Annotated in this window: 16 protein-coding genes, 1 tRNA gene and 1 pseudogene; 12 read left to right on the forward strand and 6 right to left on the reverse strand. The window is 44.7% G+C overall.

Annotated features, from left to right (window positions below; genetic code table 11):
• Positions 1–57: 57 nt before the first annotated feature.
• Positions 58–576, reverse strand: a complete 519-nt coding sequence (locus R7093_RS14580) for a DUF4136 domain-containing protein (protein WP_053304498.1) — start codon at positions 574–576, stop codon at positions 58–60.
• A 371-nt stretch (positions 577–947) separates the two neighbouring features.
• Between R7093_RS14580 and R7093_RS14585 the strand changes: the two genes are divergently transcribed.
• A tRNA-Gly gene (locus R7093_RS14585) sits at positions 948–1,022 on the forward strand.
• A 218-nt stretch (positions 1,023–1,240) separates the two neighbouring features.
• Here R7093_RS14585 and R7093_RS14590 read toward each other — a convergent pair.
• The gene (locus R7093_RS14590) at positions 1,241–1,453 is read right to left on the reverse strand and encodes a helix-turn-helix domain-containing protein (RefSeq protein ID WP_225478222.1); all 213 of its coding nucleotides are present in this window, start codon (positions 1,451–1,453) and stop codon (positions 1,241–1,243) included.
• Between the two features lie 133 nt (positions 1,454–1,586).
• Here R7093_RS14590 and R7093_RS14595 point away from each other — a divergent pair, with 133 nt between their 5' ends.
• The 4 genes from R7093_RS14595 (at position 1,587) to R7093_RS14610 (ending at position 5,518) form a co-directional block, all read left to right on the forward strand.
• A complete protein-coding gene (locus R7093_RS14595; protein WP_225478223.1) occupies positions 1,587–1,799 on the forward strand; it encodes a hypothetical protein in 213 nt (70 codons plus the stop codon).
• A gap of 9 nt (positions 1,800–1,808) precedes the next feature.
• Positions 1,809–2,987: a tyrosine-type recombinase/integrase gene (locus R7093_RS14600; protein WP_225478224.1), complete on the forward strand. Its 1,179-nt coding sequence runs from the start codon at positions 1,809–1,811 to the stop codon at positions 2,985–2,987.
• Entirely contained in the window at positions 2,984–3,295 is a 312-nt protein-coding gene (locus R7093_RS14605; RefSeq protein WP_225478225.1) for a hypothetical protein, read from the forward strand. Before R7093_RS14600 ends, R7093_RS14605 begins: the two co-directional genes overlap by 4 nt.
• A gap of 585 nt (positions 3,296–3,880) precedes the next feature.
• Positions 3,881–5,518 (forward strand): BCCT family transporter, encoded by a 1,638-nt coding sequence (locus tag R7093_RS14610; RefSeq protein WP_014234857.1) that lies wholly within the window; start codon positions 3,881–3,883, stop codon positions 5,516–5,518.
• 323 nt (positions 5,519–5,841) lie between these two features.
• Here the strand turns inward: R7093_RS14610 and R7093_RS14615 are convergent, their stop codons facing one another.
• The 4 genes and pseudogenes from R7093_RS14615 to R7093_RS14630 all read right to left on the reverse strand — a co-directional run bounded on the left by R7093_RS14615 (position 5,842) and on the right by R7093_RS14630 (position 13,343).
• Positions 5,842–6,762 carry an IS5 family transposase gene (locus R7093_RS14615; protein WP_225478226.1) on the reverse strand — a complete coding sequence of 307 codons (921 nt, stop codon included), beginning with the start codon at positions 6,760–6,762 and terminating at the stop codon, positions 5,842–5,844.
• 315 nt (positions 6,763–7,077) lie between these two features.
• Positions 7,078–8,112: pseudogene (locus tag R7093_RS14620) on the reverse strand (IS110 family transposase).
• A gap of 591 nt (positions 8,113–8,703) precedes the next feature.
• Positions 8,704–10,536, reverse strand: coding sequence for a glutamine--fructose-6-phosphate transaminase (isomerizing) (glmS, locus tag R7093_RS14625; RefSeq protein ID WP_225478268.1), 1,833 nt, complete (start codon positions 10,534–10,536; stop codon positions 8,704–8,706).
• A 164-nt stretch (positions 10,537–10,700) separates the two neighbouring features.
• A complete protein-coding gene (locus R7093_RS14630; RefSeq protein WP_225478267.1) occupies positions 10,701–13,343 on the reverse strand; it encodes a DNRLRE domain-containing protein in 2,643 nt (880 codons plus the stop codon).
• A 767-nt stretch (positions 13,344–14,110) separates the two neighbouring features.
• Here R7093_RS14630 and R7093_RS14635 point away from each other — a divergent pair.
• From R7093_RS14635 to pelG, 7 genes are all read left to right on the forward strand, one after another.
• Entirely contained in the window at positions 14,111–16,825 is a 2,715-nt protein-coding gene (locus tag R7093_RS14635) for an endo alpha-1,4 polygalactosaminidase (protein ID WP_225478266.1), read from the forward strand.
• 18 nt (positions 16,826–16,843) lie between these two features.
• Entirely contained in the window at positions 16,844–20,383 is a 3,540-nt protein-coding gene (locus tag R7093_RS14640) for a tetratricopeptide repeat protein (protein ID WP_225478265.1), read from the forward strand.
• A 12-nt stretch (positions 20,384–20,395) separates the two neighbouring features.
• Complete coding sequence (locus R7093_RS14645; protein WP_225478264.1) at positions 20,396–20,914, forward strand: hypothetical protein; 519 nt, start codon at positions 20,396–20,398, stop codon at positions 20,912–20,914.
• A gap of 75 nt (positions 20,915–20,989) precedes the next feature.
• On the forward strand, positions 20,990–22,297 hold the full coding sequence (locus R7093_RS14650) for a GAF domain-containing protein (protein WP_225478263.1): 1,308 nt from the start codon (positions 20,990–20,992) through the stop codon (positions 22,295–22,297).
• Positions 22,275–23,243, forward strand: coding sequence for a HEAT repeat domain-containing protein (locus R7093_RS14655; protein ID WP_225478262.1), 969 nt, complete (start codon positions 22,275–22,277; stop codon positions 23,241–23,243). Before R7093_RS14650 ends, R7093_RS14655 begins: the two co-directional genes overlap by 23 nt.
• A complete protein-coding gene (gene pelF / locus R7093_RS14660) occupies positions 23,240–24,778 on the forward strand; it encodes a GT4 family glycosyltransferase PelF (protein WP_225478261.1) in 1,539 nt (512 codons plus the stop codon). Before R7093_RS14655 ends, pelF begins: the two co-directional genes overlap by 4 nt.
• Positions 24,759–26,132 (forward strand): exopolysaccharide Pel transporter PelG, encoded by a 1,374-nt coding sequence (gene pelG / locus R7093_RS14665; RefSeq protein WP_225478260.1) that lies wholly within the window; start codon positions 24,759–24,761, stop codon positions 26,130–26,132. The genes pelF and pelG overlap by 20 nt, the downstream gene beginning before the upstream one ends.
• Positions 26,133–26,136: the final 4 nt, after the last annotated feature.

The raw sequence follows: 26,136 nt of genomic DNA on the forward strand, positions 1-26,136 counted from the left end.
TTTTAACCCTGTGCGTAACTATTGGCAATTAGTATTCTTAATCGTTAAGAATACTAATTATTTTTCACCGTAAGGGTAGCTTTCAAACATCTTCGCGATTTCTTCTTGGATGAGAGATTCTCTTTTCTCAGAGCTCATTGACTCAGACAGTTTACGACTTGAAACGCCTTTCCAAACGACTTGATTAGCCTTTGCATCAACCAGTTCAACCACCAACTTCCCATACTTACGCTCTTTATATCTTTCTGGGCTTGAAGTGATCACACCAAAGCTATTCCAGCCATAGCCAAAGCTCACCGACGATCCTGAAGAAACAAGCTCGGATTCTTCTACGATATCATGATGTACGTAAAGGTCACCGCCACTATTTACCTTATTTAAACCCTTACCCTCAAGCTGTTCAGCAAGCCCTTGCTCAATACGTCGACCATCAATACTGGTAGGAGCTTCCGCCTGAGCACCGAAGTCAAACGTTCTGTAAGCTGAAAAGTCGGCTTGTTTATCTACATCGGTTGTCACGGTCGTACAAGCAGATACCAGCATCACCACCAACCCTAATATCAAACCTCTCATCATGTTAAATCTCCTTTGGTTAAGCTGACTGTTTCAGCAGAATTACCCTGTGTTATACATACGCATCAACAGTAAAAAGTAATCATTTCAATATCTAGTCTTGACCATGAAACGTGACTGTTCAATAAACGAGATTAACCTTTGCACAAAAAATCTTGAATATCATCAACATCTAAACACCTAAGAATTCGGTGTTTACGACCTAATTGGAAGCCTCTAGGCTTAGTAACGAAATCGCGAGTGCCACAAAAAACCAGAGACAATGAACACTTTAACATCAGTCCGCTACTTTTTTAGGCAACTGACAAACATTTGATGAGAAAAGACTTTTCTTTTTCGTCCAGTGTGGCATATTAACCGAGTCCTATCGATTCGCGGGCATCGTATAATGGCTATTACCTCAGCCTTCCAAGCTGATGATGCGGGTTCGATTCCCGCTGCCCGCTCCAAGCTTTACTTTCTATCCTGAACACCTCCAACTTATTGAAACACAAGTGTTTTAAATCTAGTTCTTGTTTATCAATCGCTTTGTAATAACGTGCATTTTACACATCAGCATGGACACAGTGGCCAAATAGTGGCTAGAACGGTGTCCATACCTAATTCAGTAACTTTTCAAAATTTGAGCTATTGAATTTTGACATTCATCAGCTCAACATAAGATTTTTTAATCCAAATCCTCACCCTTATACTCAAAAAGTTCTCCGACGCTAACTTGCAGATACGCACATAAGCTATCAATGACTTCCAGATCAACCCGTGTTGCTGTTTCATTGTATAGGCGGGTAATTGTACCGCGATTAATGTTTGTATCCCTCGCCACATCAGAAATTTTCAGACGCTTCTCACCCATAATTTTTGATAAATGGCACTTCAACATGTTCTTCTCCTACAAAAAATGTTCTCCTGAAGGTCATAAATGGTTGCAATAGGTAAATACTGTGCTAAATTTTAATCTACAGGAGGTCATTAAGACCGTTTAAAAATCAAATAGTGTTATAGGAGATTCTACGATGAACCACACCTATCTGACAACTTCAGAGCTCTCTGAACGTATCAAGTATGATTCTCGTGTTATTCGTGAGCAACTAAAGGATTCCGTCTTGTTCGAAGGTGTCCACTACATCCGCCCTTTTGGTGGAAGAAAAATTCTATTTATTTGGGAAAGAGTTGAAGAAGAAATGTTAAACGGAATTTCATATCAATCTCTTTTAACTGGGTTTTAGGAGAAAACTATGGGTGTTATAAACGTACGAAACAATAAATTGGTTCTTCAGTTCAGATACAAAGGACAACGTTGTCGTGAACAGACACAATTGCCAGATACTTCAGCAAACCGAAAACGCCTGTCACACTTGCTAAAAAAAATTGAAGCCGAAATTATTATCGACATATTCGATTATGAAAAATACTTCCCAAATAGCAAAGCGGTTTCAAAGTTTAAAAATTTGGAGATAAAAAAACAGACTGCTCAGCAATATTTTGATTCTGTTGACTCACCTAAGGTGAAGGATTTTTCCGAAATCTGGTTATCTGAGAAAGAAATTGAATGGCGTAAAGGCCATTACCAAGATGTGGAAGGCATTCTAAACAAGTACATCATTCCCATGTTCGGGAATAAGAAGATCAGCGCCATCACTAAACAACAAATCTTAAGCTTTCGATCTACACTCGCCAAAGTTCCAGGTCGAAAAGGTAAAGAGTTAAGCCCCTCCCGCATCAATCATATTATGACGCCACTAAGAGTCATGTTGAATGAAGCCGCTGATCGCTATGATTTTACTTCCCCATGGCGAAATATTAAAGCATTAAAAGTCGGACGTACTGAAGTTGACCCATTTAATCTTCACGAAGTTGAACAAGTGATTGCTCACGCCCCTGAAGATTATAAGACTTATTACATTACCCGCTTTTTCACTGGTTTACGCACCAGTGAGATTGACGGCCTGATGTGGAAAGATGTCGATCTGAGCAACAAAACCATTACCGTTAACCAGAGTTTAGTTCGTGGCGAACTTTCAGATTTAAAAACTGATGGCTCATATAGAGTAGTTATGCTGACTGATCGAGCTGTCGAAGCACTTCGAGAGCATAAAAAAACGGCTTACCTGAGAGATAAGTTTGTTTTTACAAATGATAAACGTATGCCTTTGAACTACCAGAGTGTCTCAAAGTCTATCTGGTACCCTACCCTCCGTAAAGCCAAACTCAGGCCTCGAAACCCATACCAGACGCGACATACCTACGCGACACTATTGCTGGCCTCGGGTGAGGCTCCAGAATGGATTGCAAACCAGATGGGACACACCACCACAACCATGTTATTTCGTGTGTATTCCCGTTATGTACCAAACCTGACTAGACGTGACGGTAGTGCTTTTGCGAACTTTCTGGCAAATGGAGGTGAGCTATGAAGTATTCACCACTAGCTATTCACTGTGCCAGTTTGTGTTTTGATGTTATTCAAAGTACGACTTTTAAACGGTGTACTCATCAAGATATAGATGGTTTTCGCGACGAAATTTACTCTATGATTTGTACACGCTCGGCATTACAACCGTCAATGTACACCAGAGAGCAAAAATTTGCATCTCACGTGACTGATGGTGTGATAACCATTCTGCATCAATGCTTGAACAACCCCAATGCACGAGATTCCGTTTGGATTTTGTCAGCACTTGAGTCTCGTATTGAGTATTCCATGAATATTATTTTACATTAACGGCTTGGTATACGCTGTGTTAGAACTGTGTGCACTCGATATTTTGGCGAGTGTACACAGCTACAACTCGTATCTCTTGGTGGCAAATTTTTGTGGTGGGGCTTTTATCCACTAGCACCAGTTAATCGATAATAAAACAAGACAGCTTACAGCTATCACAGAGTGCTGACGAACCTTGCCTTTTTGAGCCGAGTTCTGTTATTTGCCCAGGAAAACCCGTCCACTTGATAGTAAGTGGAGTCACCCTGGCTAAGGGAAATATAATCCGAATGACAGGGCGTTACTGGCTAGCGGAGGGGTCTGACTTCATAAATTGTCATATTTGAAATGTAAAAAGAGAACTTTTATACTCTCGTTTAGACACGTTACTTAAAGCACTTTTTCACTGAAATACGTCACATTTTTGCTTTGCGTGCTTGCATTTAGGTGTCTAACACATGCCGTTTATTTTCGACTTTTTCAGTTGCTTTGAACGCATTCGAGATGTTTTCATTTATTAAGACTTATACTTATGGCTAATAAGTAGTTGTTAATTGATCCATACCTTTCACCTATTTAGGTTGTGTAAAGATAAAGGAACATTCAATGAGTAAAGATAATGGTGGTATTCCTAAACACAGCGGAAAAGCCAACCCTATAGATACCGATTATCAAGTCGGTCAGGACAACGTCGTATTATCCGTTGGACCTTTTGGTTTAGATATTCATAACCGAGTGTTTGCGGTCTCTGGGTTAGCAATTGTGATATTCGTATTTGCTACCTTGATTTTCAGGGAACAAGTAGAGCCGATTTTTGTCCATATGCGATCCTGGCTAACCTCTAGCCTTGATTGGTTTTTCATTCTTTCCGGTAACATATTTGTTTTAGTTTGTATTGGTTTGGCCATCTCTCCACTGGGTAAAGTTAGGATAGGCGGGACGGAGGCTTTACCTGACTATAGTTACGCTGGCTGGCTGGCAATGCTGTTTGCCGCAGGTATGGGTATCGGGCTGGTATTCTTTGGTGTATCGGAGCCAATGTCTCACTTCAGTTCTTCGCTCGCAGGGCCTGTGCTGGAAAATGGAGTCCGAACAGATTGGGCACCTCTCGGCGGCGCTTTAGGTGATATCGAAGCGGCTCAGTCATTGGGTATGGCCGCAACGATTTATCACTGGGCTTTACACCCATGGGCCATTTACGCCTTGCTGGCATTGGGTCTCGCCATATTCTCGTATAACAAAGGTCTACCACTGACGATGCGTTCGGTTTTTTACCCGGTTTTCGGTGAACGTATTTGGGGCTGGCCAGGCCACATTATTGATATTCTTGCGGTAGTAGCGACAGTATTTGGGCTTGCTACTTCATTGGGTTACGGCGCTTCTCAAGCAGCAACAGGTTTGAATTTTCTGTTTGGCGTTCCGCTAACAGACACGACACAAATTGTCCTGATTATTGTTATCACCGCATTTGCGTTGATATCCGTACTTGCGGGATTGGACGGTGGTGTTAAACGACTTTCCGAAATTAACATGGTATTGGCGGCATTATTGCTGTTCTTTATTGTTATTGTTGGGCCAACCTTGTTTATTTTGACTGGCTTTTTCGACAACATTTTGTCGTATATGGAAAACTTCCCAGCATTGTCGATGCCATTTAATCGCGAAGACGTTAACTACTCTCAAGGCTGGACTTCATTCTACTGGGCTTGGTGGATTTCATGGTCACCATTTGTTGGTATGTTTATCGCACGTGTATCGCGCGGACGTACCGTTCGTGAATTTATTTTCTGCGTACTCATTGTCCCTTCAACAGTCTGTGTTTTCTGGATGACGGCCTTTGGTGGAACAGCAATTAGCCAGTTTGTAAATGATGGTTATGAAGCCGTTAAAGATGCCGAGCTTCCGTTGAAGTTGTTTGAGATGTTGGAAGTTATGCCTTTATCAAGCATTACCTCTTTTGTCGGTATCATTCTGGTTGTGGTGTTCTTCATTACATCATCGGACTCGGGTTCGTTGGTTATCGACACTATTGCAGCTGGTGGTAAAGTCGATGCACCAACACCACAGCGCGTATTTTGGTGTACGTTTGAAGGCTTAGTGGCGATTGCATTATTGCTGGGAGGGGGACTAGCCGCTGCGCAAGCGATGGCAGTGACGACAGGTTTCCCATTCACAATTGTCTTATTAATTGCCACATTCTCGCTGATTTTAGGGTTAATGAACGAGCCAAGAGCCCAAAAGTAAGGGCACATTCATCCCTTAAGCAAGGGGCGTATCCGCGAGGATACGCCCCTTTTCGTTGTTAAGAGGCCATTTAATCAGGCCCTCATTAAATTACTTTTGTCTGTTTTTTAATCACTTAATGTTGATCGAAGTCACACATATTGAATTTATGCATTATTAATAAATGTATTACTAATTCATTGTTATGAATATTAGTAACTTAGAGGAAGTCTTATTATTGAGTCATAAGTTAAAATAATCACCTTTCTGTGTAAGGTTTCTGTCATATAGGCTTTGATGCTTAATTCGGTGAGAAGACATGGTAGCCCCATGTTGATCAGTTCTTAAACAACATACCGAGTTTCAGGCATACCAAGCCCTGTAAGCTTGTTCAGCGCTTTGATCATTGCATAAGTCTCGCCAACCTGAGCGTTGTAATTCCTTAGGCTTAGCTTTCCACCCAACAACTGCTTCACTCGGTACATTGCTGTCTCTGAGAGCGAGCGCTTATGATAGCCATACCGCTTTTTCCACTTCTTGTTGGAGCCGTAGAGCTTCTGGCAACCTACCGCTAAGTTACGAGGATGCCCTTGTTCCCAGAAGGCTGCTCCTTCTCTTGGCGGGATGAGCGGAACCGCTCGCTTGATCCGTATGGCATCATGGCAATTCCTTGTGTCATAAGCGCCATCGCCTGATATCTCAATGATTTTACGACGTGTCTGCTTGAGTAAGTTGGGGAGCACTTCGGCATCAGTTACGTTAGATAAGCTCAGCTCTGCTGCGACTATTTCGTGGGTGCTTGTATCTACCGCGATATGCAGCTTAGGCCAGACTCTTCGCTTCCCATCAGTTCCATGCTTCTTGACCTTCCATTCACCTTCGCCATCAACCTTGAGGCCAGTGGCATCAATTGCCAGATGTTGTATCGCACCTCTGGTTTTGTTTTTAAATGAAACCTCAACTTCCTTAGCTCGGCGGCTTATACAGGTGTAGTGCGGGCAAACAAGCGTGATGTTAGCCAGCTTAAATACGGAGTCTTGAAAACCTTGCAACGCTCTCAATGGCATAGAGAAAACGCGTTTCACCATCAGTGCGGTAGTAATGGCTAAGTCGCTGAATCGGCGAGGTCTACCACGCTTGCCTTGTTTGTTTTGCTTCCACTCGGCTATCGCTTTCTCATCAATCCAAAAGGTCAGAGAACCACGGTTGATTAAGGCTTTATTGTATTGCTTCCAGTTAGTTGTTTTGTAACGAGGTTTAGGCATGAGGCTACGACGATTGATGGGTATAGCCACGATCAGATCGTAGATTTTTGATTTAGTTCCACCGATTTAAGCAACATATATGGACGCACCTCTGGATGCAATTGCTAATTGAATGGTACGGTCGCTAACATATATCCGACGTCTATCTAGGTCAATAACAGACCAGCGCCATGATGTAATCCGCTCCTAACTGTCTATTCAAAGCCTCGGTTTCGATAAACCTGTTGCTTAATCAGAGTGTAGTAAGGATGATTCACCGTTTCTTCATCAGCTATTGCAAACTCAGTTGCTATTTAAAATGCTATATTTCATTAATTACAGTGGCTTAAAAGCACGATTGATATCGTACTCACAGTCGGTTGATAAAACACGCCAGACCACGCGACCGAGCTTGTTTGCCAAAGCGACTATAGCTTTAGCTTTCCCACGACGTGCAATCAGGCTTCTGAGCCAAACGCCCATAGGATCCATGCTGTTTGTTCTACACCGTACAACTGCGCGTGCGCCGTGAATAAGCAAGGTTCTCAAGTCGCGGTTGCCACTCTTTGACAACGTCCCTAGGCTACTTTTCCCACCCGAGCTATTTTGTTTGGGAACTAATCCACACCAAGCTGAGAATTGCCGCCCATTTTGAAACTGTTTGCCAGAGCCTACTTCACTAATAATTGCAGCAGTCAAAATCGGACCAAAACCAGGGATATTCTTAACTGCCTCATACCTCGGATGTTGTTGGCTCAATCTGGTTATGCTTTGAGTAACTTCATCAATTTCGTCGCTGATATTGATAAAGTTACAGTACAGTGTTTGCAGTAAGCTTCTCATAACATGAGACAACTGATTCTCAGCATCTTCAATCGCTAACGGCAAATGACTCCGCAGTGATTTAATAGACAAAGGGAAAACCACTCCGTACTCAGCGGCAAGTCCTCTGATCTGATTAGCAAGCGCTGTTCTGTTTTCCACTAAACGTTTACGAACACTGCGTATAGCTTTGAGGTCTTGTTGCTCAACAGACTTAACAGGAACAAAATGAATATCGGGTCTTGAAAAGGCTTCGCAAATAGCTCTCGCATCGTTGGCATCGTTCTTTTGTCGCCCAACAAATGGTTTTACGTGCTGAGCTGGGATAAGAGCGACCCTATGGCCCAGCTCTTGAAATATTCTTCCCCAATGATGCGAAGTTGCGCATGATTCCAGCGCAATAGCCGTTTGCTCTGGAAATTGACGGACTGTATCAAGAAGCTTGTCACGCTTTACCTTTCGGTTTCACAAGATTTGTCCATCAGCACTCAACACGCATACTTGAAAGAGGTTTTTGGCTATATCGATGCCGACAACTTTAATAGACATGATGATTACTCCTGTTCTTACTGGTTGCACCATTAGTTTGGTACATCGGTGCTAGAAGGGAGGTGCGTCCATCACATCAAAGCCTCTTGAAACTAAGTCCAGCGCTTCTATCATTACTTCGTTAATCTCAGTTAACCACTTTTCCATGAAAGCTCCTTAATCTATTAAATATCTTTTAGAACTGAAAATAACGAGATTAACAACACGAGAAAGTACATATAAGTACAAACGCATCCTTAGGTTAACTTCTTTCACTGCTCCAAAGTCAAATTAAGTAAACTCATTCAAACATTAAGCTAATTTAGTCAAAGAATCATACTCACACTGCCCTAGCTATTATTGTCAGACAGTTTTAAAGAGTCATACTGAACATCGCGTAAGTTATTGATAGTTGGTTGTCGTAAATGCAACCTTCAAAAATAAAGTATCATACTAAAAGGCAGGTTTTAGCATAAAAACTTCAGGTTCAAGACATTAACCTATTGATTTTTAGCTGGTATGAAACTTTATTACCTCGTCAGTATGATTCTTTATTCTCGGGTTCAATACTTTATTACTCTCACACAAATTTTTAAATTATCACGTTAGGGGCTACTCAACCGTTACTGCTTTAGCCAAATTACGAGGCTGGTCAACATCAGTTCCTTTGATAAGAGCCACATGGTAAGCCAGTAACTGCATCGGAATGGTATAGAACACCGGCGCGGTTACGTCACTGACATGTGGCATTGAGATGATTTTCATATGTTCATCCTCTTCGAAGCCGGACTCCTCATCAGCGAACACGTACAGCAATCCACCTCTCGCACGTACTTCTTCAACATTGGATTTCAGTTTTTCCAATAGCTCATTGTTTGGCGCAATCACCACTACCGGCATATCAGCATCTATCAAGGCCAGAGGGCCATGTTTTAATTCACCGGCGGCATAGGCCTCCGCATGGATGTAAGAGATCTCTTTCAGCTTCAATGCTGCTTCCATGGCAATTGGATAGAACTCTCCTCGACCGAGGAACAGCGTGTGCTGCTTGTCTGCAAAATCCTCTGCCAACAGCTGTATCTGTTTCTCAAATGCCAGGGCACTCTCGACATCGGCCGGTAGAGCATGGATAGCTTCGATTATTAGGGCTTCTTTAGTGCTATTTATTCTCCCCTGCTCTTTACCGATAACAGTAACCAGCATTAATAACGATGCCAGTTGAGTAGTGAACGCTTTTGTGGACGCGACACCAATCTCGGTTCCCGCCCGGGTCATGAAGGCAATATCAGCTTCACGGACCATAGATGAACCAGACACATTACAGATAGTCATGATGGCCATGTAACCGCGCTCTTTGGCCAAGCGCATTGCTGCCAGCGTATCGGCGGTTTCACCGGATTGAGACAGAGTAATCAACAGGCTATTAGGGCGAGTAACAAAGTTTCGGTAGCGGAATTCGGAGGCGATTTCTACATCGCAACTGACTCCACCAATACCTTCAAACCAGTAGCGTGCCACCAGGCCTGCATTGTACGAGGTCCCACAGGCGATGATTTGCACATGCTCTACTTTGCTAAGGATTTCAACCGCATTAACACCAATACTTTCTGTCACAACAGAATCTATATTGATGCGGCCTTCCATGGTGCTAGCCAGTGCTTGCGGCTGCTCAAATATCTCTTTCTGCATAAAGTGGCGGTAACCGCCTTTTTCGCCAGCATCTTGCTCAACCTTAGATTCGATGACTTCACGCTCGACAGGATTGCCTTTGGCATCATAGATTTGTACTTCTCGACGGGTGACTTCAGCGACATCACCCTCTTCCAGATAAATAAAGCGGCGTGTCACACTTAGCAAAGCTAACTGATCAGAGGCTAGGAAATTTTCCCCCACCCCAAGACCAATGACGATTGGACTGCCAGAACGTGCTACCACTAATCGTGATGGATCATTACGGTCAATCACTACCATGCCGTACGCCCCTACCAACTGCTGCGTGGTCTTTTGTACTGCTTCAAGCAAAGAGTTTGCTCCGCGCAACTCCCATTCTACAAGGTGAGCAATAACTTCCGTGTCAGTCTGGGATTCAAATCGGTAACCACTATCGAGTAAACGCTCGCGCAGGTCTTCGTGGTTTTCAATTATGCCGTTGTGTACCACTGCAATATCACCTGACATATGAGGGTGTGCATTGGCTTCAGATGGTTCTCCATGCGTAGCCCAGCGGGTGTGCGCAATACCGGTGCCACCGATGACTTGCTCCGCTTCTACAGCATGCGCCAATTCCTGTACTTTACCCAGGCGGCGAACCCGGGTCAGTTGGTGTTCGTTGTTTACCACCACGATACCGGCAGAATCATAACCCCGGTATTCAAGGCGACGTAAACCTTCTACAAGAATTTCTGCGACATCTCTTTGTGCGACTGCTCCTACTATTCCACACATAATATTTACTCCGTTAATTTCATAGCGTTGAAAAGCAATGCGTGTGCAACACAAACAATGCTTTGCTGTGTTTGTAAATAAACAGTTTGTTGGAAAAATAAAACCCGAAAGACGGGATGCTTTCGGGGTTTTTATTAAATTGAAAAAACTAACCTTACGGCACCTTAATCAAGTGAGCGGTTTACGGTAAATACTTCACCATTTTCATCCACTGTAGCTTTCAATTGATATTGGCCGCCATAATTGTCGCTGCTTTCCAGCCCTGTCATTCGAACGGTCACAGGACTATCGGCAGTAACGGTGACTGTATTGGCATTTCGATCCCATACTCCTCTTACATTAGCTTCGCTTGCGAGCAGTTTTTCTTTACTCATTTCACCGTTACTCAAGTAATCAATATTTATTATTGGTAACTGCATATAGGAATTATATTTATTCACGACGGCATTTAGCCAGTCATAAACCAGTGTATCTCCACCGCTATAATTACGCAGATTAGAGCTATGGAAGTAGTGAGGCCATGGTTTAAACGACAGCATATGACGCAATGTTGTTTCGGCTTCGGCTGCCAATATTTCGTCATAGTTGCGAGGCTCGCAAATTGATCCTGGATACACGTCACATGGTCTTCCCTCTACATAAAGTGGAGAAGTAGGATCTTCTTTATACCGTTCATAAAATATATAGTTATACTCATCAGTTAACTCTGCAGGCGTAGTTACATTGTAAAATACCGATGTTGGATAACGCGGCAACAACACCACACGACTTTTTGGCGCTGATGCTAAGTCCTCACAAGTATCAACCGGTATTGATGGTAAAAACTGAGCACTGTTTTGACATACACGAGACGAGTCAGATGCAAGATATTCTATGCCCAAATTTTCCAACACATCGACAAGCGCCATGTTCAACCCCAGAGGATACGGAGTCACCAAATCAGGCGAATATTCCCCATCTGAGTTTTCGGCATCTTCGAGTCCAGAGTGGTTACCGGTTACCAGTACTTTTGAATCATTTATATAATTTGGGAAATTTAGTTCCTCCCAAACTTTAAAGTTTTCGTTTATTTCATCATACGCGATACCGAAAGTCGCACCAGAACTGGTATACAGATCCCGGTGAGTCAGCGTATGGTTAATAAAGCGGAAATGATCTGCATTCGCTACTATCGCGTCAGTCAGAGGCTGAGAATCAGGCAAATATTCTATATAGAGTTTCGGACGATAACTTTCGTTATCTGCTTCTCGAGTATAAAGTTCAACCCAAGTGTTTTTCTTCGCTTTAACAAGGAACCCAAAATTATTGGATCCACCAGACTCTTTCCACTGATTTACAATCGAAGTGACGTCAGCTTCAATAATACCTTTGGTGTCTGTGCCATTGCTCGGCTTATAGGTATAACGAACACATGATCCTGTCCGCAATCTGTCTCGCCAGTTGGCTGACTCGTCCCAAGCTCTGTCTACCATGCATACATGCCCGCTAGGTGAGTGGACATTATTTGCTGTGGTAATAGTGAGTATTGCTCTCGCAGCCTCCGGATTACCATCAATTCCAGCAGGCAATTGAACGCTACCAAAATCGAACAATGCATGTTGTCTGTATATTTTGAAAATATTTAATGAATAAGCGGTTTTTTGATCGCCGTTGCTAGCACGGCGTCTTGAAGAATCAATATAGGTATCCTGCTGCGATTTTAAAGGTGGTCTTGCAGCTCCTATACCGTTAAAGGTGAAATCCAGTTTGTAATCAGACATCAGACCAGAATTACTGTTTATGAAGTTCGCGTTGGCGCTTACGACATTTTGAATATCTGCTGGCGTCGTGCGATAACTCAAGTTGCCTGGGGTTGTATTCGAAACAGGATCCCATATTTCATCTGCGATAAATATGTCATCTATATGGGCAGCCAGATAGACTTTACGCGAACCAATAAATACGCCTTGAGTTGCAAAGTTTAGGAACTCATAGTTCAATACTTGGGAGTTAATTAAATACCAAGAGTTAGTCACTGTTGAAAGCAGTACTTCACGCCCATCAGGATACTCAACTCTGGATATTAGAGCTTTGCCTGAAGCTTGGTCGATTAACAACGGTGTTGCGGTCGCATCAAGTACCACTTCTGGACTACAGTAAAGAGCACTACCTCTTGGTGTAGCCAGAAATTTTTCTCCTATCAACGCTACAGGCTGGTCTCGATTAACATATTCAAATACTTCTTTATCGTTGCTAGAGCCGACGGGAATATTCCAACGAGCGGTTAAATCACTATAAGTAAGATCTACTCCTTCCCAGTGCATGCCGTAATCTAGATCTAAATCTTGTTTCGCCCAGCACCATGGGATCGGGTCACCAGACATCACTGATTCGCGCACTTTATATTCCCGCTCATAATCATGAAGTAGCTGCCACTCTTCCAACGTAAAGGCAGAGTTCCATGGATTGCCTTCATTTGGGTAATAAAGAAATGAATTAGTTAGAATGATGCCGTTATAGTTGCCCTGACCGTTAGTGACCAGTTTACCCCAGTCTAGGACTTCAGTACTGGCATCAAGAACATCGTATGGCACTCCCATCTCATCCAGCATATCGTCGATTGTGTCCAGTCCGCGCGCATAATTTGGATTCAGATTACCATCTGAAGTGGTTTCATTTGTGTCCGCAGTAGGTGAGATAACCAATACCTTTAAGGCAACATTAGGAAGTGTGTCTGCCGAATATGAAGAAGCTGAAAACGACGACAATAAGCACAAAAGAAATATCTGTTTAACGCATATCTTTTCAGCAATGTGTCTAGAAAACATAATTGCTTATCCTTAAGAAAGTGTCTGGCTTCGATTTAAGCCGTTGTAACCCCAGGCCATCAGCTGTACAGCTGCATCACAGATTCTGATTTATTACGACGTCGGCCCCATGCTGCGAGCGCCCAGTTGACTTGGTTATACCAATGTCTTAAATGAGCACGGTTTCACGCGTTCAAGTGTAGACAAGGTCACAGTTTAGGCAAGTCTTAAAAATAATACTATCAATAGTCTATTTTTTCGGTTCCTTATAATGTGACAACGTGACAAATTACATTGGATCGTTCTGGAGGGTAATGAAGCGAGCCCTTTTCCAACGTGGGTTTCTAGAGAGTTGGCATCTTACTCATTGGCACAGAAATCTAATGCTATGCAAAAACTTTCTAGCTAATATCGTGGCAAAAGTAAGCCATTGGCGGTAACACTTTTAACGCCTTTTCCAGATGGCTTGACATAGCAGGTAGAGTTCAATATCGCATAATAAAGTGGTCCGTCTTTGTAATAATAAAGAGGCTGTGAATGAGCAAATATTAAATCTTATAATCAGCTCGCTTTATAAATCAATCAGATAACTGCATCAATCTATCGCAGTCTATTTATAACCAAGTTTTTCTATGTCTAAAGTGCAATGGTTTTGTTACTTTCCTTACCGGTAAATTTTCTCAAAATTAAGAAATCGTATTTAATATTTAGAGCCAAGTTTATTTTTTGCAATATATACAGAACGGATACACACTTTACCCAGTTCACATATGAGGCTAGGGTGTCGCATGCGATCTTCGATTATGATTTTTCTTTTAATAGGAAGTTTCAATGCTACCGCTTTTGGGAGTATGCCCTCCTCTATTGCCTTCTATTACAATCAGATTGATTCAGTACGTGAGTTAATGAATTATGACCGGGTGGTCGTCAATCCAATGCTTATTACCCCAAAACAGATAGCAACTCTTCAAACTTCCGGAACATTGGTATTCGCCTATCTTAGTGTGGGTGAATACAGTGGAGCGACACTGCCTGCGTCATTACTCGCAGACTCTCCATTAAAAAACCGCAATTGGAATAGCTATGTGATGAACCTGACTTCATCCAATTGGCAAACTTACTTACTCGACCAGGCCGCCTTACTCACCAATCAACACTTCGATGGTTTGTTTCTGGATACCTTAGATAGTTACACCCTGCTTAATCAAAGTGACTACGATTTGCCAGCACAACAAAGTGCCCTGATCAATATCTTGACTGCATTAAGCAACTCTCCCAACAAGCCTAAATTGATGTTTAATCGCGGCTTTGAACTACTGGATTCAATGTCTTTTAAACCTTATGCCGTGGTCGCCGAATCTCTATATCATAAATATGACCCTGCTAGTCAGGCATACAGTGAAACCTCGGCCAATGATTCCAAGTGGCTCAACAACCAGCTCGATCGTGTCAAAGCCAAAGGGATAGAAACCATAGTCATTGACTATATTCCTGCTTCACGAAGAGCCGATCAAAAACGGGCCGCTCAGCGCCTCATCGATGAAAAAAACACACCTTATATCAGTGACGGATTACTGTATGAATTTGGAACAAGTAGCGTCGAGCCAATTGCCCGGCGAGTATTGGGGCTCTATGATAGCTCGGACATGAATCCAGCGGCCTCTTCATGTCATCGTAACCTGGCAATGCCTATTGAATATCTTGGGTATGTGCCTGAATGTGTTGATATAAAGTTTGTTTCCTTAAATAACCTGGACATTAGTCGCTATGCCGGTGTAGTCATCTGGTTAGATGAAGGAGGGTTCCAGCAGTTTCCAGCAGTACAAAACTGGGTAAATCAACTGATCGGTTCCGTTCCGGTTCTGTTTATTAACGCCCTGCCCACCGACCCCAAATTGCTAGCCAAGCTCGGAATTCAAGCTGATGGAAAACTTTCCGGGAAAACAGAACAGCGAAAAGGCAAAGATTGGACGGCGGGACACTACCCGGTGTCATTCAGCGCGTTTGACTCCTCCCCTGCCTGGCAGTCTAACAATTCCAATGTCAAAACCTTGGTGTCTTTCGTTGATAAGTCTGGCAATGAGTCAACGCTCTTATTTAGTGCGCCTTGGGGCGGCGCGGCGTTGAGCCCACTACCCATGAATCACCTTGCCAATGGGCAGCAGTCCTGGGCAGTTGATCCGTTCCGCCTGATCGCAGTAACACTGAATCTTCCAGTGATTCCTTCGGCCGATATCACCACTGAATCAGGCCAACGTATTTTGACCAGCCATATTGATGGTGATGGTTTTGGGTCCAAAACCTGGCTACCAGATACGCCCACTGCCGGAGAAGTCGTTTATCAGCAAATCCTGCGCAAATACTCGCTTCCTGTTACCGTTTCTGTGGTTGCCGGAGACATAGCCAGCCGCGAAATAGCAGAGGCAAAAAGACAAGCGCTCACTCAGACTGCCAAAAAGATATTCAGCCAAAGCAATGTTGAAATTGCCTCGCATACCTATAGTCACCCAGAATATTGGTACCCGGATTCTGGCGACCAGAATGCCAAACAACCATCTTCTTCAACAAACATCCGACATGAGATAGTCGAGAGTACCGAGTACATTAATGCTCAACTCGCCCCTGCTAGTAAAAAAGCCAAACTGATACTTTGGTCTGGTCAGGCTGATCCGGACCAACAAGCGCTAACGGTGGCCACTAATGCACATTTGTTAAATGTGAATGGCGGCAACAGTTATGCCGTTAATGGTGCCGATGACTTGTCACGAGTTTCTGCTGCAATTCAATGGTATCCCAATGCTGTGCAAGTCTACGCCCCCATCGCTAATGAGCTAAGTTATACCCGGCAGTGGACCGCGAACTATGATGGTTACCGTCGTGTGCTTGAGACTTTTGCCATTCTGGGCGAACCTCGTCGATTAAAACCCATCAGTATTTATTTCAACATGTATTCTGCGGAGTACCCTGCCTCACTCCAAGCTCTGAAATCAGTCTATGACTGGGCAATCTCTCAACCGACAACACCACTTTTTCTCAGTGAGTATGCCTTGCGAGCCCAAAGTCTATACGAAACGGGAATAGCGAAAACGTTGGATGGCCGCTGGCAGGTCACCTCTTCCGGCGTAAAAAGCATTCGACTGGCCGATAAACTTGGTTATCCAGCAGGGCTGGATTTAGCAGGATGGAATCAAGCTAAAGATGGTAAATTCCTTATTCTTAAGCAACCTCGCACGGTGTTTTCGACTCATCCAAACGATACAAAAGCAGTCCGACTACAGAGTGCTAATGGTGTGCTGCTTAAATGGCAGCAGAGCGGAAGTGCTATCAATTGGTCAATACAGTCTCACCGGCCACTAGAACTGACAATCTATGGCGCTCAAGATTGCCAGCCACTTACAGGAGAACCTCTTAGCAAGCGCGTTATCTCAAAAGGTTCCATCCAGTTCCATTCATCGAAAAGCGGAGTTCTGTCCGGGACACTTCGCTGTGTACCTCTACGATAGTTAGAATATGAGGAGCTCATGATGAAAGTACGCGACAACCCACAAGAGCAATCTTACATAGCGAAGAATAAACCCAGAACTCGGCTAATCAGCAAGTCTGCTCTGGCACTTATCGCGGTCTTTTCGCTCGGCACGATGTGGTTTGTTGCTCCAACCAAGCTGATGTTAATTCAACTTATCGAGCAGTCCGCCTCTCCTCAGGTATCCCTGGCTTTTCTGAATCAGTTGTATGAGTTCGATCCGAAAAATCGTGATATCGTGAGGCAAATAGCCGATAAGTACGTCCAACTTGGTCAACTTGACGATGCCAGCCGTCTGCTGGAATCGATGTTAATTGACAGTAATGGCCAGCGAGACTGGCAGGCAACTGAATCTTATTTATCGGTGCTGCTCGCCCGCTACTACAATGCAAAACCAGAACAACAGCAGCAAGCTGCAGAGAAGTTAACCGCATTTTTTGATCAGATTAATGCTGTCCCTGATGACGAACTTGCCCGTCGTTTTGCCGATGCCGCCATTGGGTTTAACCTGCCTTTAAAAGGACTGAACTATTTATATCCGCACCTTGCAAGTGGTGTGACCGACTACGACGAGCTAATCTCTCTGGCATTACAGGGCGAAAACTACGATTCCGCATTATCGCTGAGCAAACAAGCGTTCCAGCATTCTGAAGATATGCCGCATGCGAACGCCCTGTTTGACCTGTTTACTGCCATAGATCAACCACAACTAAGTAAAGAATTCATCGAGCAGTATCAAGGCACTCTCGCTAACGCCCCTGATTTCCTAAAAGCATCAAGCGACCATTCAGAGAAAGTCGGCAATTTGGATGTCGCCCTCGAGCAACTCGACAAGCTGGTTAAAGTCGAGCCGGAAGCGAGCCACTATCGCCATAGTGCTGAAATTGCCGTCGCTTTGGGAGAACTATCCGTAGCAGCGTCCTCATTAAACCAAGCAATCGAACTTGAGGGAGACACACAAGATTATCAGGCACTGCACCAAATTTACCGCTGGCAGGATGATATCAAAAATGCTCAGGCGGTCGGCATTGCCCTCTTGCCTCTTTCCCCAAAAGAAGAGGAGCTTCGTAATGGTCTTGAAGACTCTCAGGCATTAAGTGATATCTACTATGAAGGGGTTTTTCTGGATGCCTTGGCCAAACAGAATCTGCTTCGCCAGGATGAATACTCACAGTGGGTAGATGCGATTGAAAAGTCTAAGGGAACAGATGCTGCGTTAAAAAGCGTTATCGAACTTGCACAAACACGCCCTAACGACTCGCAACTGATCAGCCATAAAATGCGGCTTTATAGCTATCAGAACAATAGCCGGGCGGCTATCTCGCAATGGCGTGATCTGCGTCGACTTCGCTCACCTACCCAAGAAGAAGCACTGATAGCCTCAGACATGTATTTAATGCAGCACCAACCCCAGCAAGCCTTAAATGCTCTGACCGCCCCCCGGAACTGGCTGAATGCAGAGGACCTATATCTGAAAAGCGTCGCGACGCTCGCATGGGAAAGCAGTAACCGCCCTGTTGCGGTAGAAAGTTTTAACCAACTCGCTGCTCGCCAGAGTGACCAACTCGACATCTATCGATACGTAAAAGTCCTTTCGCCCCTTGATAGCGAAAGTAGGGCGATGCTGGTCACGCTTTTTAAACAGATGGATAACGATCAAATTCTGCTGATGTTAATCGCTGAAAGCCAACAACGGGGCGATAGCGACAGTCTGAAACAGTTAGTTAATCTGGCCGCTAGTGCCCCATCGCTCGCCCGTAATTTAGGCGTGTTAAATATCCGTGTTCAGCTTGCTTTACAAGAGGGGAAAACTGATCAGGCGACTGAACTGCTGCAGACTATTTTGGAAATTTCTCCGTCTGACCCGACCGCTATAAACAACTTAATGTGGATAGCGATTGAAACCAACGATCATCAGCGCCTGTCAGAACTCTATGACCGTTATAAACTGGTATTGGCGGACGATGAGAATTTATGGCTTGCTTTTGCTACCGCCAATCAACAACTGGGCAACTTGGCTGAAGCTGGTCTTTGGTACAAACAATTGCTGCTCAATAGCGACGATCCTAACGTATCCATCCTGCTCAATTACGCGACATTGCTGGAAAAAACCGGCCAGTCAGATAAAGCGTACGAGCTGCGCAAATTCGTTCTCAATCAAAGGAAACAAGAACTACTGGCCAGCCAGGGGGGCGATGCCAGCTACCGGTCGCTAATCGCCATGTTTACCAGCCCTGCTTTTGCACAATCGATGATTGAGTTTGCGGCGACGACGGCACCGAGCCCGGAACGCACTGCCGAGCTGTACAGCCATTACCTGGCCAATAATCAAACCGATCGCCTGCTTTATTGGCAACAGAATACCGCGTTAGGCCAGTACCCTCTGCCTGATTGGCAGAAACTAGCCCTGGCGATGAAGCAGAACGATAAAGATGCCATAGAACGCCTGCTGGAAAATTCGGTTAATTTGCCCGTTACCGACAAGTATGCCGCGCTGCAGAAAGTTGGTCAGCAGCAAGCCGCATGGGATGAAGGCGAAAATCAGCTCGGCACCATACAGGATAAAGCCTCTGAAGCGCAGTTACTTAAAATGCATGCCCAGCAGAATCCGGATAAAAATCGCAGTCTACGTGGCCAAGTTTTATCGATTAGTTCATGGGATATCACCCGTTACAGCCTGGATTTCTATGCTCCGCACCCTTATGGCTTCTGGCGACTTGGCAGCGACTACCAGCAAACAAGCGCAACAGACAACCTTAAGGGTAATGATCTTAAGAACGAACGTCGCTTGAGAGGTTCGTACCACCAGCAATTTGCCGATAGCAGTGCCGAAATAGGTTTTGATGTCGCAGATGGTATTGGTGACCAACGGCTCGGGCTAAAAGGACATTATCAGTTTGCCATTAATGACGATTGGCAGGCTAAATTCAGCTTCAGCCTGAATTCACACACAGAAGCGAGCAAACTGTTAACCGTTGCCGGTCAAGACAATACCCTGGGCTTTAGCACCCATTATAATCTGACCAGCCGAGAATCCCTCTTTTTACGGCTCAACTATCATGATTTAAAAACTCGATTTGATGACAATATCGGCCAGGGCTGGGACATGAATCTGCACGCAACCGAGCAGCTATTTTTTAACGATCCCGCCTGGCAGGCATACGCCGATATTTCAACACACAGGATAAAACACGACAACTCACCTTTAACCGGGTTCAATAAGTGGTACCAGGGCAACACGCCTATCACAAGCAGCGATTTCATTGCAGACAGGTATCAGCGGTTGTCCATTGGTCAACGTCTGTATCACGGCACACCAGGTCTACCGGGCCCTACAGTACCCTCACCTCGATATTGGCTTGATACTTCACTCGGCTACAACACGGTCACTTCAAAGCCGGATGTCACTGTCAGTGCCGGACTGGGCTGGGAAATTATCGGTAATGATGAGCTTTACCTGACGACTAGCTGGCAAAGCCGGGATCGAAACGGTACTGAGTCACTGCGACTATCACTGGGCTACTACTACAGTTTCTAAAAGGACAATAAGATGAAGAATATCCTACTGATAATAATGAGCATGACCCTGTTCTCATGTAGCAATTACCAAATACCGGATAGCCCAACTTTTAATGCGGCAAGCTCATGGGCCATCATGCCAATGACCAACAATGCCAATACTCCAATGGCGGCAGAAAAAGCGGAACAATTGGTCGCCACGCAGCTTTATGCAAAAGGCATCAGAACGATTAGGTACCCAGCGACAAACAGCAATGATCTCCGCAGTGTGCTTGATTCAAGCGTTAAGCAGCAAAACGCCCAAGCGTGGTTAGCAACCCAACCGGTAGATTATGTCATTACCGGCTCTATCGAAGAGTGGCATTACAAAAGCGGATTAGATGGCGAGCCTGCGGTGGGTTTAACGTTAGAAATTCAATCCGCCAAAACTGGTGAGGTGTACTGGCGGGCGTCGGGCAGCCGAGTCGGCTGGGGACGCGAGAGTATTACAGGCACCGGTCAGGTTGTAATTGAAAACTTGCTCGATGGCATAGTCATCACTCGGCCATAGTAGCCAGTTTTCTGTCGACAAGAAAAACACATTAAGACTCAATGGTGCTATATGAGTAAACGGAACATTAGACAGATGGTAAACGGATATCAAAGCAACGGCGTGGCCTGGCTAGAGACGTCAGTTGTCACGTTGATCGTTATTTATATCTGGACTAAATCGGAATTACTGATGCCGCCATTTGTAGAGCAGAACTTTTTCTGGCCATTGATTGGTCCGATACTGATCGCATTGCGTTATGGGCTCGCCAAAGGATTAACCTGCGCTGTCGTAACCAACATTGCCATCGCTTATATCATGCAGCTAGACGGTAATCTTCAACAGTTCCCGCTCTCTCACGGGATCGGTATTGTCTTCGCCACCTTGCTGGCCGGTGAATTTCAAAATCACTGGAACAACACCAGCCGTCGTCTGTCGATAGAGCATCAGTATATGCGTGATAAGCTGGCTCTATTCACCAAAAACTACCACTTGCTTAAAGTGTCTCATGACCAGCTCGAACAGCGCACGGCTGGCCAGAGCAGCAGTCTTCGATCAAGTATTAAAGCCCTGGACAATATTGCGAGCCAGTACACTGACCATCGTCAGGAAAACCTTGCTGAACCTATCCTCAACTTAATGGCAGAAATTGGTGGGATAGAAGTTGCCGGGTTTTATCAGGTTAACGGGGGAAATATTACCCCTACTGCAGTAGCGGTTCGGGGCGAACAGCACCTGTTAGACCGCGCAGACCCAATGCTGCAAGAAATGTTGAAGGAGCAGCAACTGCTTTCCGTTGCCAAATTGTCTGAGCAACAGGAGCATAAGTCTCGCTACCAACTCTGCATTCCGTTGGTTAATACTCATGGTGAAATCCAGGCCGCTGTTTTGGCAGAAAGCACCAAGTTTTTCATGCTTAATCCGACCAATATTGCATTACTCTCCGTCATTGCTAACTATTCTGCTGACCTGTTGACTGACGAGATCATAGCCCCGACTCTACAACAGAATCAGGGGTCGCTGTTTCTCGACTATCTGGGCAGGGCCAGAAATAACAACAAACACTACGGAACAGACAGCTCTCTGATCGTCTGTATCGATATCAAAAACAAGCATCGACGAGCACTCAACTCTGCAATCGAGCATCACCGTGGATCCGATATTTACTGGTACTGTCAGACTGTCAACGGCCAGCAGGCACTTGCCGTGTTGCTGCCGATGACAACCTTGTATGGAGCGCAGCAGTTTGCTAATCGCCTCATCGAAGTGATTCCAGTAGAAATACCGTCCCTTAACGCCGATTTCAAAATCATCGGACCACTGTCAGTAGAAAAGGATTGGAATAAAATTCAACAAGTTATGGTGCGACTAGGAGACTTCTATGAAAATATGGCTGCTTCTTAGTGCTTTGGTGCTTGAGGGCATCAGTATATACATGGTAATCCAGCACCCTGTTACAACTCATTTTGAGCTATACGCGCTGGCTTACCACACTTTGGCCTGCGTCAGTTTGAGTGCCGCCTGCTGGCTAATGATGCCAACTAACTATCAGTACCCATTAGAAAGTTCGATGGGTTTTCTGTTTATTTTTAACTGGTTACTTCCGGTTATTGGCATGTTGGGAACGCTCGGTTCGCTGATGGTCGCACTGCATCTGCCACGTAAAGTAAGCAACGTCACCTGGCGAGCATATGAAGAAAATCCATTGCCGAAGAATCCGAAAAATATCCCCGTCGAACATTTGGGTGTTGGGGCTTTGCGTGAAATTCTGCTGTATGACAGCGATCCAGAAAGGCATTTACTCGCTATCTCGGCGATTCGTAATCTGCCCAATAAATACGCCGTGCCCATGTTGCAACTTGCAACAAAAGATCTGTCCGATGATGTAAGGTTACAGGCCTATGCCTCCCTGGAACGAATAGAGACGGAAATAAATGAATCAATAAGCTTATTAAAAAAGCAATTTGAGCATAAGGCAACAGCGCACAAAGCATATGAGCTTGCCCAACAGTATTGGGAACTTTGCTATCTTGGCATTGCTGAAGGCGTTTTGATTCAACTCTACTTAAAACAGGCCGAACAGTACCTGACTCAGGCCAATAAAATCCAAGAGTCTGCATCATCTAACCTTTTGTTAGGGAGAGTTTTTCTTAAGCAGAAGCGTCCATTAGACGCCATCCTGGTACTGAACAGCGCCAAAAACCAAGGAGCAATCACCAAGCAAGTTGCTCCCTACCTGGCGGAAGCAGCCTATATGATTGGCAATTACCGCGATGTACGACATTTCATTACTTACTTTCCAGATCAACATAGCGAGTTAACTAGCCAGATAAGAGAGTATTGGAAATGAAATTCTTAAAACGGAATCAGCCCAAGGAATCTGTTGACGTTTGCCTGCTACTTGAGGGCACATACCCGTATGTACGAGGTGGTGTTTCTAGTTGGGTACACCAGATCATTCTAGGTCTGCCTGAACTTAAGTTTTATCTTATTTTTCTTGGTGGGCATCCTGACCTGTACAAAGAACCGGCCTATCAGTTACCTGACAATGTTGTCGGGTTTGAGATTCACTTCCTATTGTCAGATGCAAAAAAATACAAACCCCGACTCTGCTCAGGCAACAAGACACATTTTGCAACATTACGTGCTTTCCTGTCCTATTTTAACAACAGTTCGACGCCTATCCCGAGTGAGTTGCTTCTCAGTGTTTCCAAAATACTTGGCAAACACGGTTATCTGACAATGGAGGACTTTCTTTACAGTCGCGCCTCTTGGGACATGTTGACCTATCAGTATACCTCTTATGCAGATACCGAATCGTTCGTCGACTACTTCTGGACCTACCGGAACATTTATCAACCGTTGTTCATTTTATCGAAAATATCGCAAAACCTACCGGATGCGAAAGTATTCCATAGTGTTTCAACCGGTTACGCTGGATTTCTTGGTGCGCTATGCCACCAAATCACGGGAAAACCTCTACTGCTTACTGAACACGGCATCTATACCAAGGAAAGAAAAATAGACCTGTCGCAGGCTGAGTGGGCCAATAGCCACCACGCCACACTGGATGTCTCTATGTATAAAGGGATGGATCTAATACGAAAGACCTGGGTGCAATTTTTTGAGCAGCTCGGACTCACCGCCTATCACCAGGCCAATAAAATCATCTCCCTGTTTGAAGGCAACCGACAGCGACAACACCAAGATGGAGCTCCGGATGACCGCACTCTGGTGATAGTCAATGGCATCAATGTGGATCGTTTTGAAAGAGCCTATCAACAAAGACCTTTGCACCCCCCTTTAGTCGTAGGTTTGGTGGGACGAGTGGTACCGATCAAAGACATCAAAACCTTTATTCGCACCATACGAATGGCGGTGGAAGAGCTGCCTGACCTGGAAGGCTGGATCATCGGCCCAACTGAAGAAGATCCAGACTACGTCTACGAATGCGATCTGCTGATCAAAAGCTTGGGCATGAGTGACAATATCAAAATGCTTGGCAGTCAGAACGTGGCGGAAATCATGCCGAACATTGGCGTAATGATGCTGACCTCTATCAGCGAGGCGCAGCCACTGGTGCTGCTGGAGGCAATGGCTTCAGGCATCCCCTGTATTGCAACCGAGGTGGGAGCCTGCCGCGAGATAATAAAAGGCGCTGAGGGGGAAGATGCCGCGCTCGGTTCCGCTGGAGAAGTCATTCCCATAGCCAGCCCTCAGGAAGGGGTCAACGCGATTACCCAAATTCTGGCAGATTCTGCAACGTGGCGAAAAGCCGGTGATGTCGGCAAGAAGCGAGTGCTTCGCTATTACAACGAAACCAGAATGTACGGTGCTTATCAAAAGCTGTATCAGGAGGCCATCAATGGCGGGGATTGGGTTTGAAATAAGGAAGATTCTGCAAAAAAACACGCTGCTGTCGATCATAGAAGCTTACGGCCTGGCAGGTATTATCAGTTCAGGCCCCTGGATACTGACGATCCTTGCCATGCTGGTTATCGGCCTGGTGACGCTTGGTATGAGCTTTCCCACCGAAGTCGTGATTCAGTTTTTGGTGATTGTCACCTACTTGATGGCAGGGTCGCTTATCATCAGCGGACTACTCCAACTCTTGATTACCCGCTATATTTCCGATCTAGTCTCCATCGGGCAAGAACATCGCATTTTACCGAACCTGCTTGGTGCTATGCTGATTATCAGCGTGTTGGCAGCTGCCGTCGGTGCTGCTGTGTTAAACCTTGCCGGTACTCTCGAGCCAACGCTGAAGATTGTTATCTTCACCACATTAATTCTGCTTAGTAATCAATGGCTAGCCATTATACTGTTGAGTGGCATGAAGAAGTACTATCGCATTTTGATAACAATGGCAATCAGTTACGGTTTGATGCTCGGCCTCAGTTTTTCTCTGCCACCCTCCGGTCTGTTGGGGCTGATGCTGATCTTTTGTTTCTGCCAGGGCATCCTCACGTTTGCCTTCTTGTATGACATTATCCGGGAGTTTCCTGCTGAGCGATTGATTTCGTTTGAGTTTCTTAATCCCCAAAAAACGTTTTATTCACTGATATTCTGCGGCGTACTTTATAACCTGGGGGTATGGTTGGATAAATTTGTGTTCTGGTTCAACACGGGAACCTCTCATCAAGTCATCGATGTATTCCGAGCTTCCTATATATATGACCTGCCAATTTTCATCGCTTATTTGGCGGTCGTACCTGGTATGGCGGTATTTATGCTCCATATGGAAACAGAATTTGCTGATGCGTGCATCCGTTTTTATCATGCTGTACGCAAAGGGGCAACCTTGACTAAAATTCATTCGCTGAAAAATAATATGGTTGTCGCCTGCCAGAAAAGCCTGTATGAGATATTTAAAGTTCAAGGAATGACACTGTTACTTTTAATTCTATGGGCGGAAGATATTCTGAACTTATTAAATATTGACTTAACCTACTTACATCTTTTTTATATTGATTTAGTCGGTGTTAGCTTACAAGTGTTATTTATGGCCATACTGAATGTCATGTATTATCTGGACAAAAGAATGTCAGCACTATGGCTGATATTGTTAATGGCAATTGGAAACGTCACACTATCCGCTATCACCATCATACTTGGACCGATTTTCTATGGCTATGGATTCGCCATCACTATGTTTATCGTATCAGTTATTGGCATGATAACTCTCGACAAGCAATTTGAAGACCTTGAGTATCAGACATTTATGCTGCAACGCCCATAGCCAG

Source organism: Vibrio sp. 1580 (assembly GCF_033340055.1).

Bases quoted from the DNA above. Each gene is read 5' to 3' on its own strand.
- R7093_RS14580 (WP_053304498.1), bottom strand. From the start codon at position 576: ATGATGAGAGGTTTGATATTAGGGTTGGTGGTGATGCTGGTATCTGCT.
- R7093_RS14590 (WP_225478222.1), bottom strand. From the start codon at position 1,453: ATGTTGAAGTGCCATTTATCAAAAATTATGGGTGAGAAGCGTCTGAAA.
- R7093_RS14595 (WP_225478223.1), top strand. From the start codon at position 1,587: ATGAACCACACCTATCTGACAACTTCAGAGCTCTCTGAACGTATCAAG.
- R7093_RS14600 (WP_225478224.1), top strand. From the start codon at position 1,809: ATGGGTGTTATAAACGTACGAAACAATAAATTGGTTCTTCAGTTCAGA.
- R7093_RS14605 (WP_225478225.1), top strand. From the start codon at position 2,984: ATGAAGTATTCACCACTAGCTATTCACTGTGCCAGTTTGTGTTTTGAT.
- R7093_RS14610 (WP_014234857.1), top strand. From the start codon at position 3,881: ATGAGTAAAGATAATGGTGGTATTCCTAAACACAGCGGAAAAGCCAAC.
- R7093_RS14615 (WP_225478226.1), bottom strand. From the start codon at position 6,762: ATGCCTAAACCTCGTTACAAAACAACTAACTGGAAGCAATACAATAAA.
- glmS (WP_225478268.1), bottom strand. From the start codon at position 10,536: ATGTGTGGAATAGTAGGAGCAGTCGCACAAAGAGATGTCGCAGAAATT.
- R7093_RS14630 (WP_225478267.1), bottom strand. From the start codon at position 13,343: ATGTTTTCTAGACACATTGCTGAAAAGATATGCGTTAAACAGATATTT.
- R7093_RS14635 (WP_225478266.1), top strand. From the start codon at position 14,111: ATGCGATCTTCGATTATGATTTTTCTTTTAATAGGAAGTTTCAATGCT.
- R7093_RS14640 (WP_225478265.1), top strand. From the start codon at position 16,844: ATGATGAAAGTACGCGACAACCCACAAGAGCAATCTTACATAGCGAAG.
- R7093_RS14645 (WP_225478264.1), top strand. From the start codon at position 20,396: ATGAAGAATATCCTACTGATAATAATGAGCATGACCCTGTTCTCATGT.
- R7093_RS14650 (WP_225478263.1), top strand. From the start codon at position 20,990: ATGGTAAACGGATATCAAAGCAACGGCGTGGCCTGGCTAGAGACGTCA.
- R7093_RS14655 (WP_225478262.1), top strand. From the start codon at position 22,275: ATGAAAATATGGCTGCTTCTTAGTGCTTTGGTGCTTGAGGGCATCAGT.
- pelF (WP_225478261.1), top strand. From the start codon at position 23,240: ATGAAATTCTTAAAACGGAATCAGCCCAAGGAATCTGTTGACGTTTGC.
- pelG (WP_225478260.1), top strand. From the start codon at position 24,759: ATGGCGGGGATTGGGTTTGAAATAAGGAAGATTCTGCAAAAAAACACG.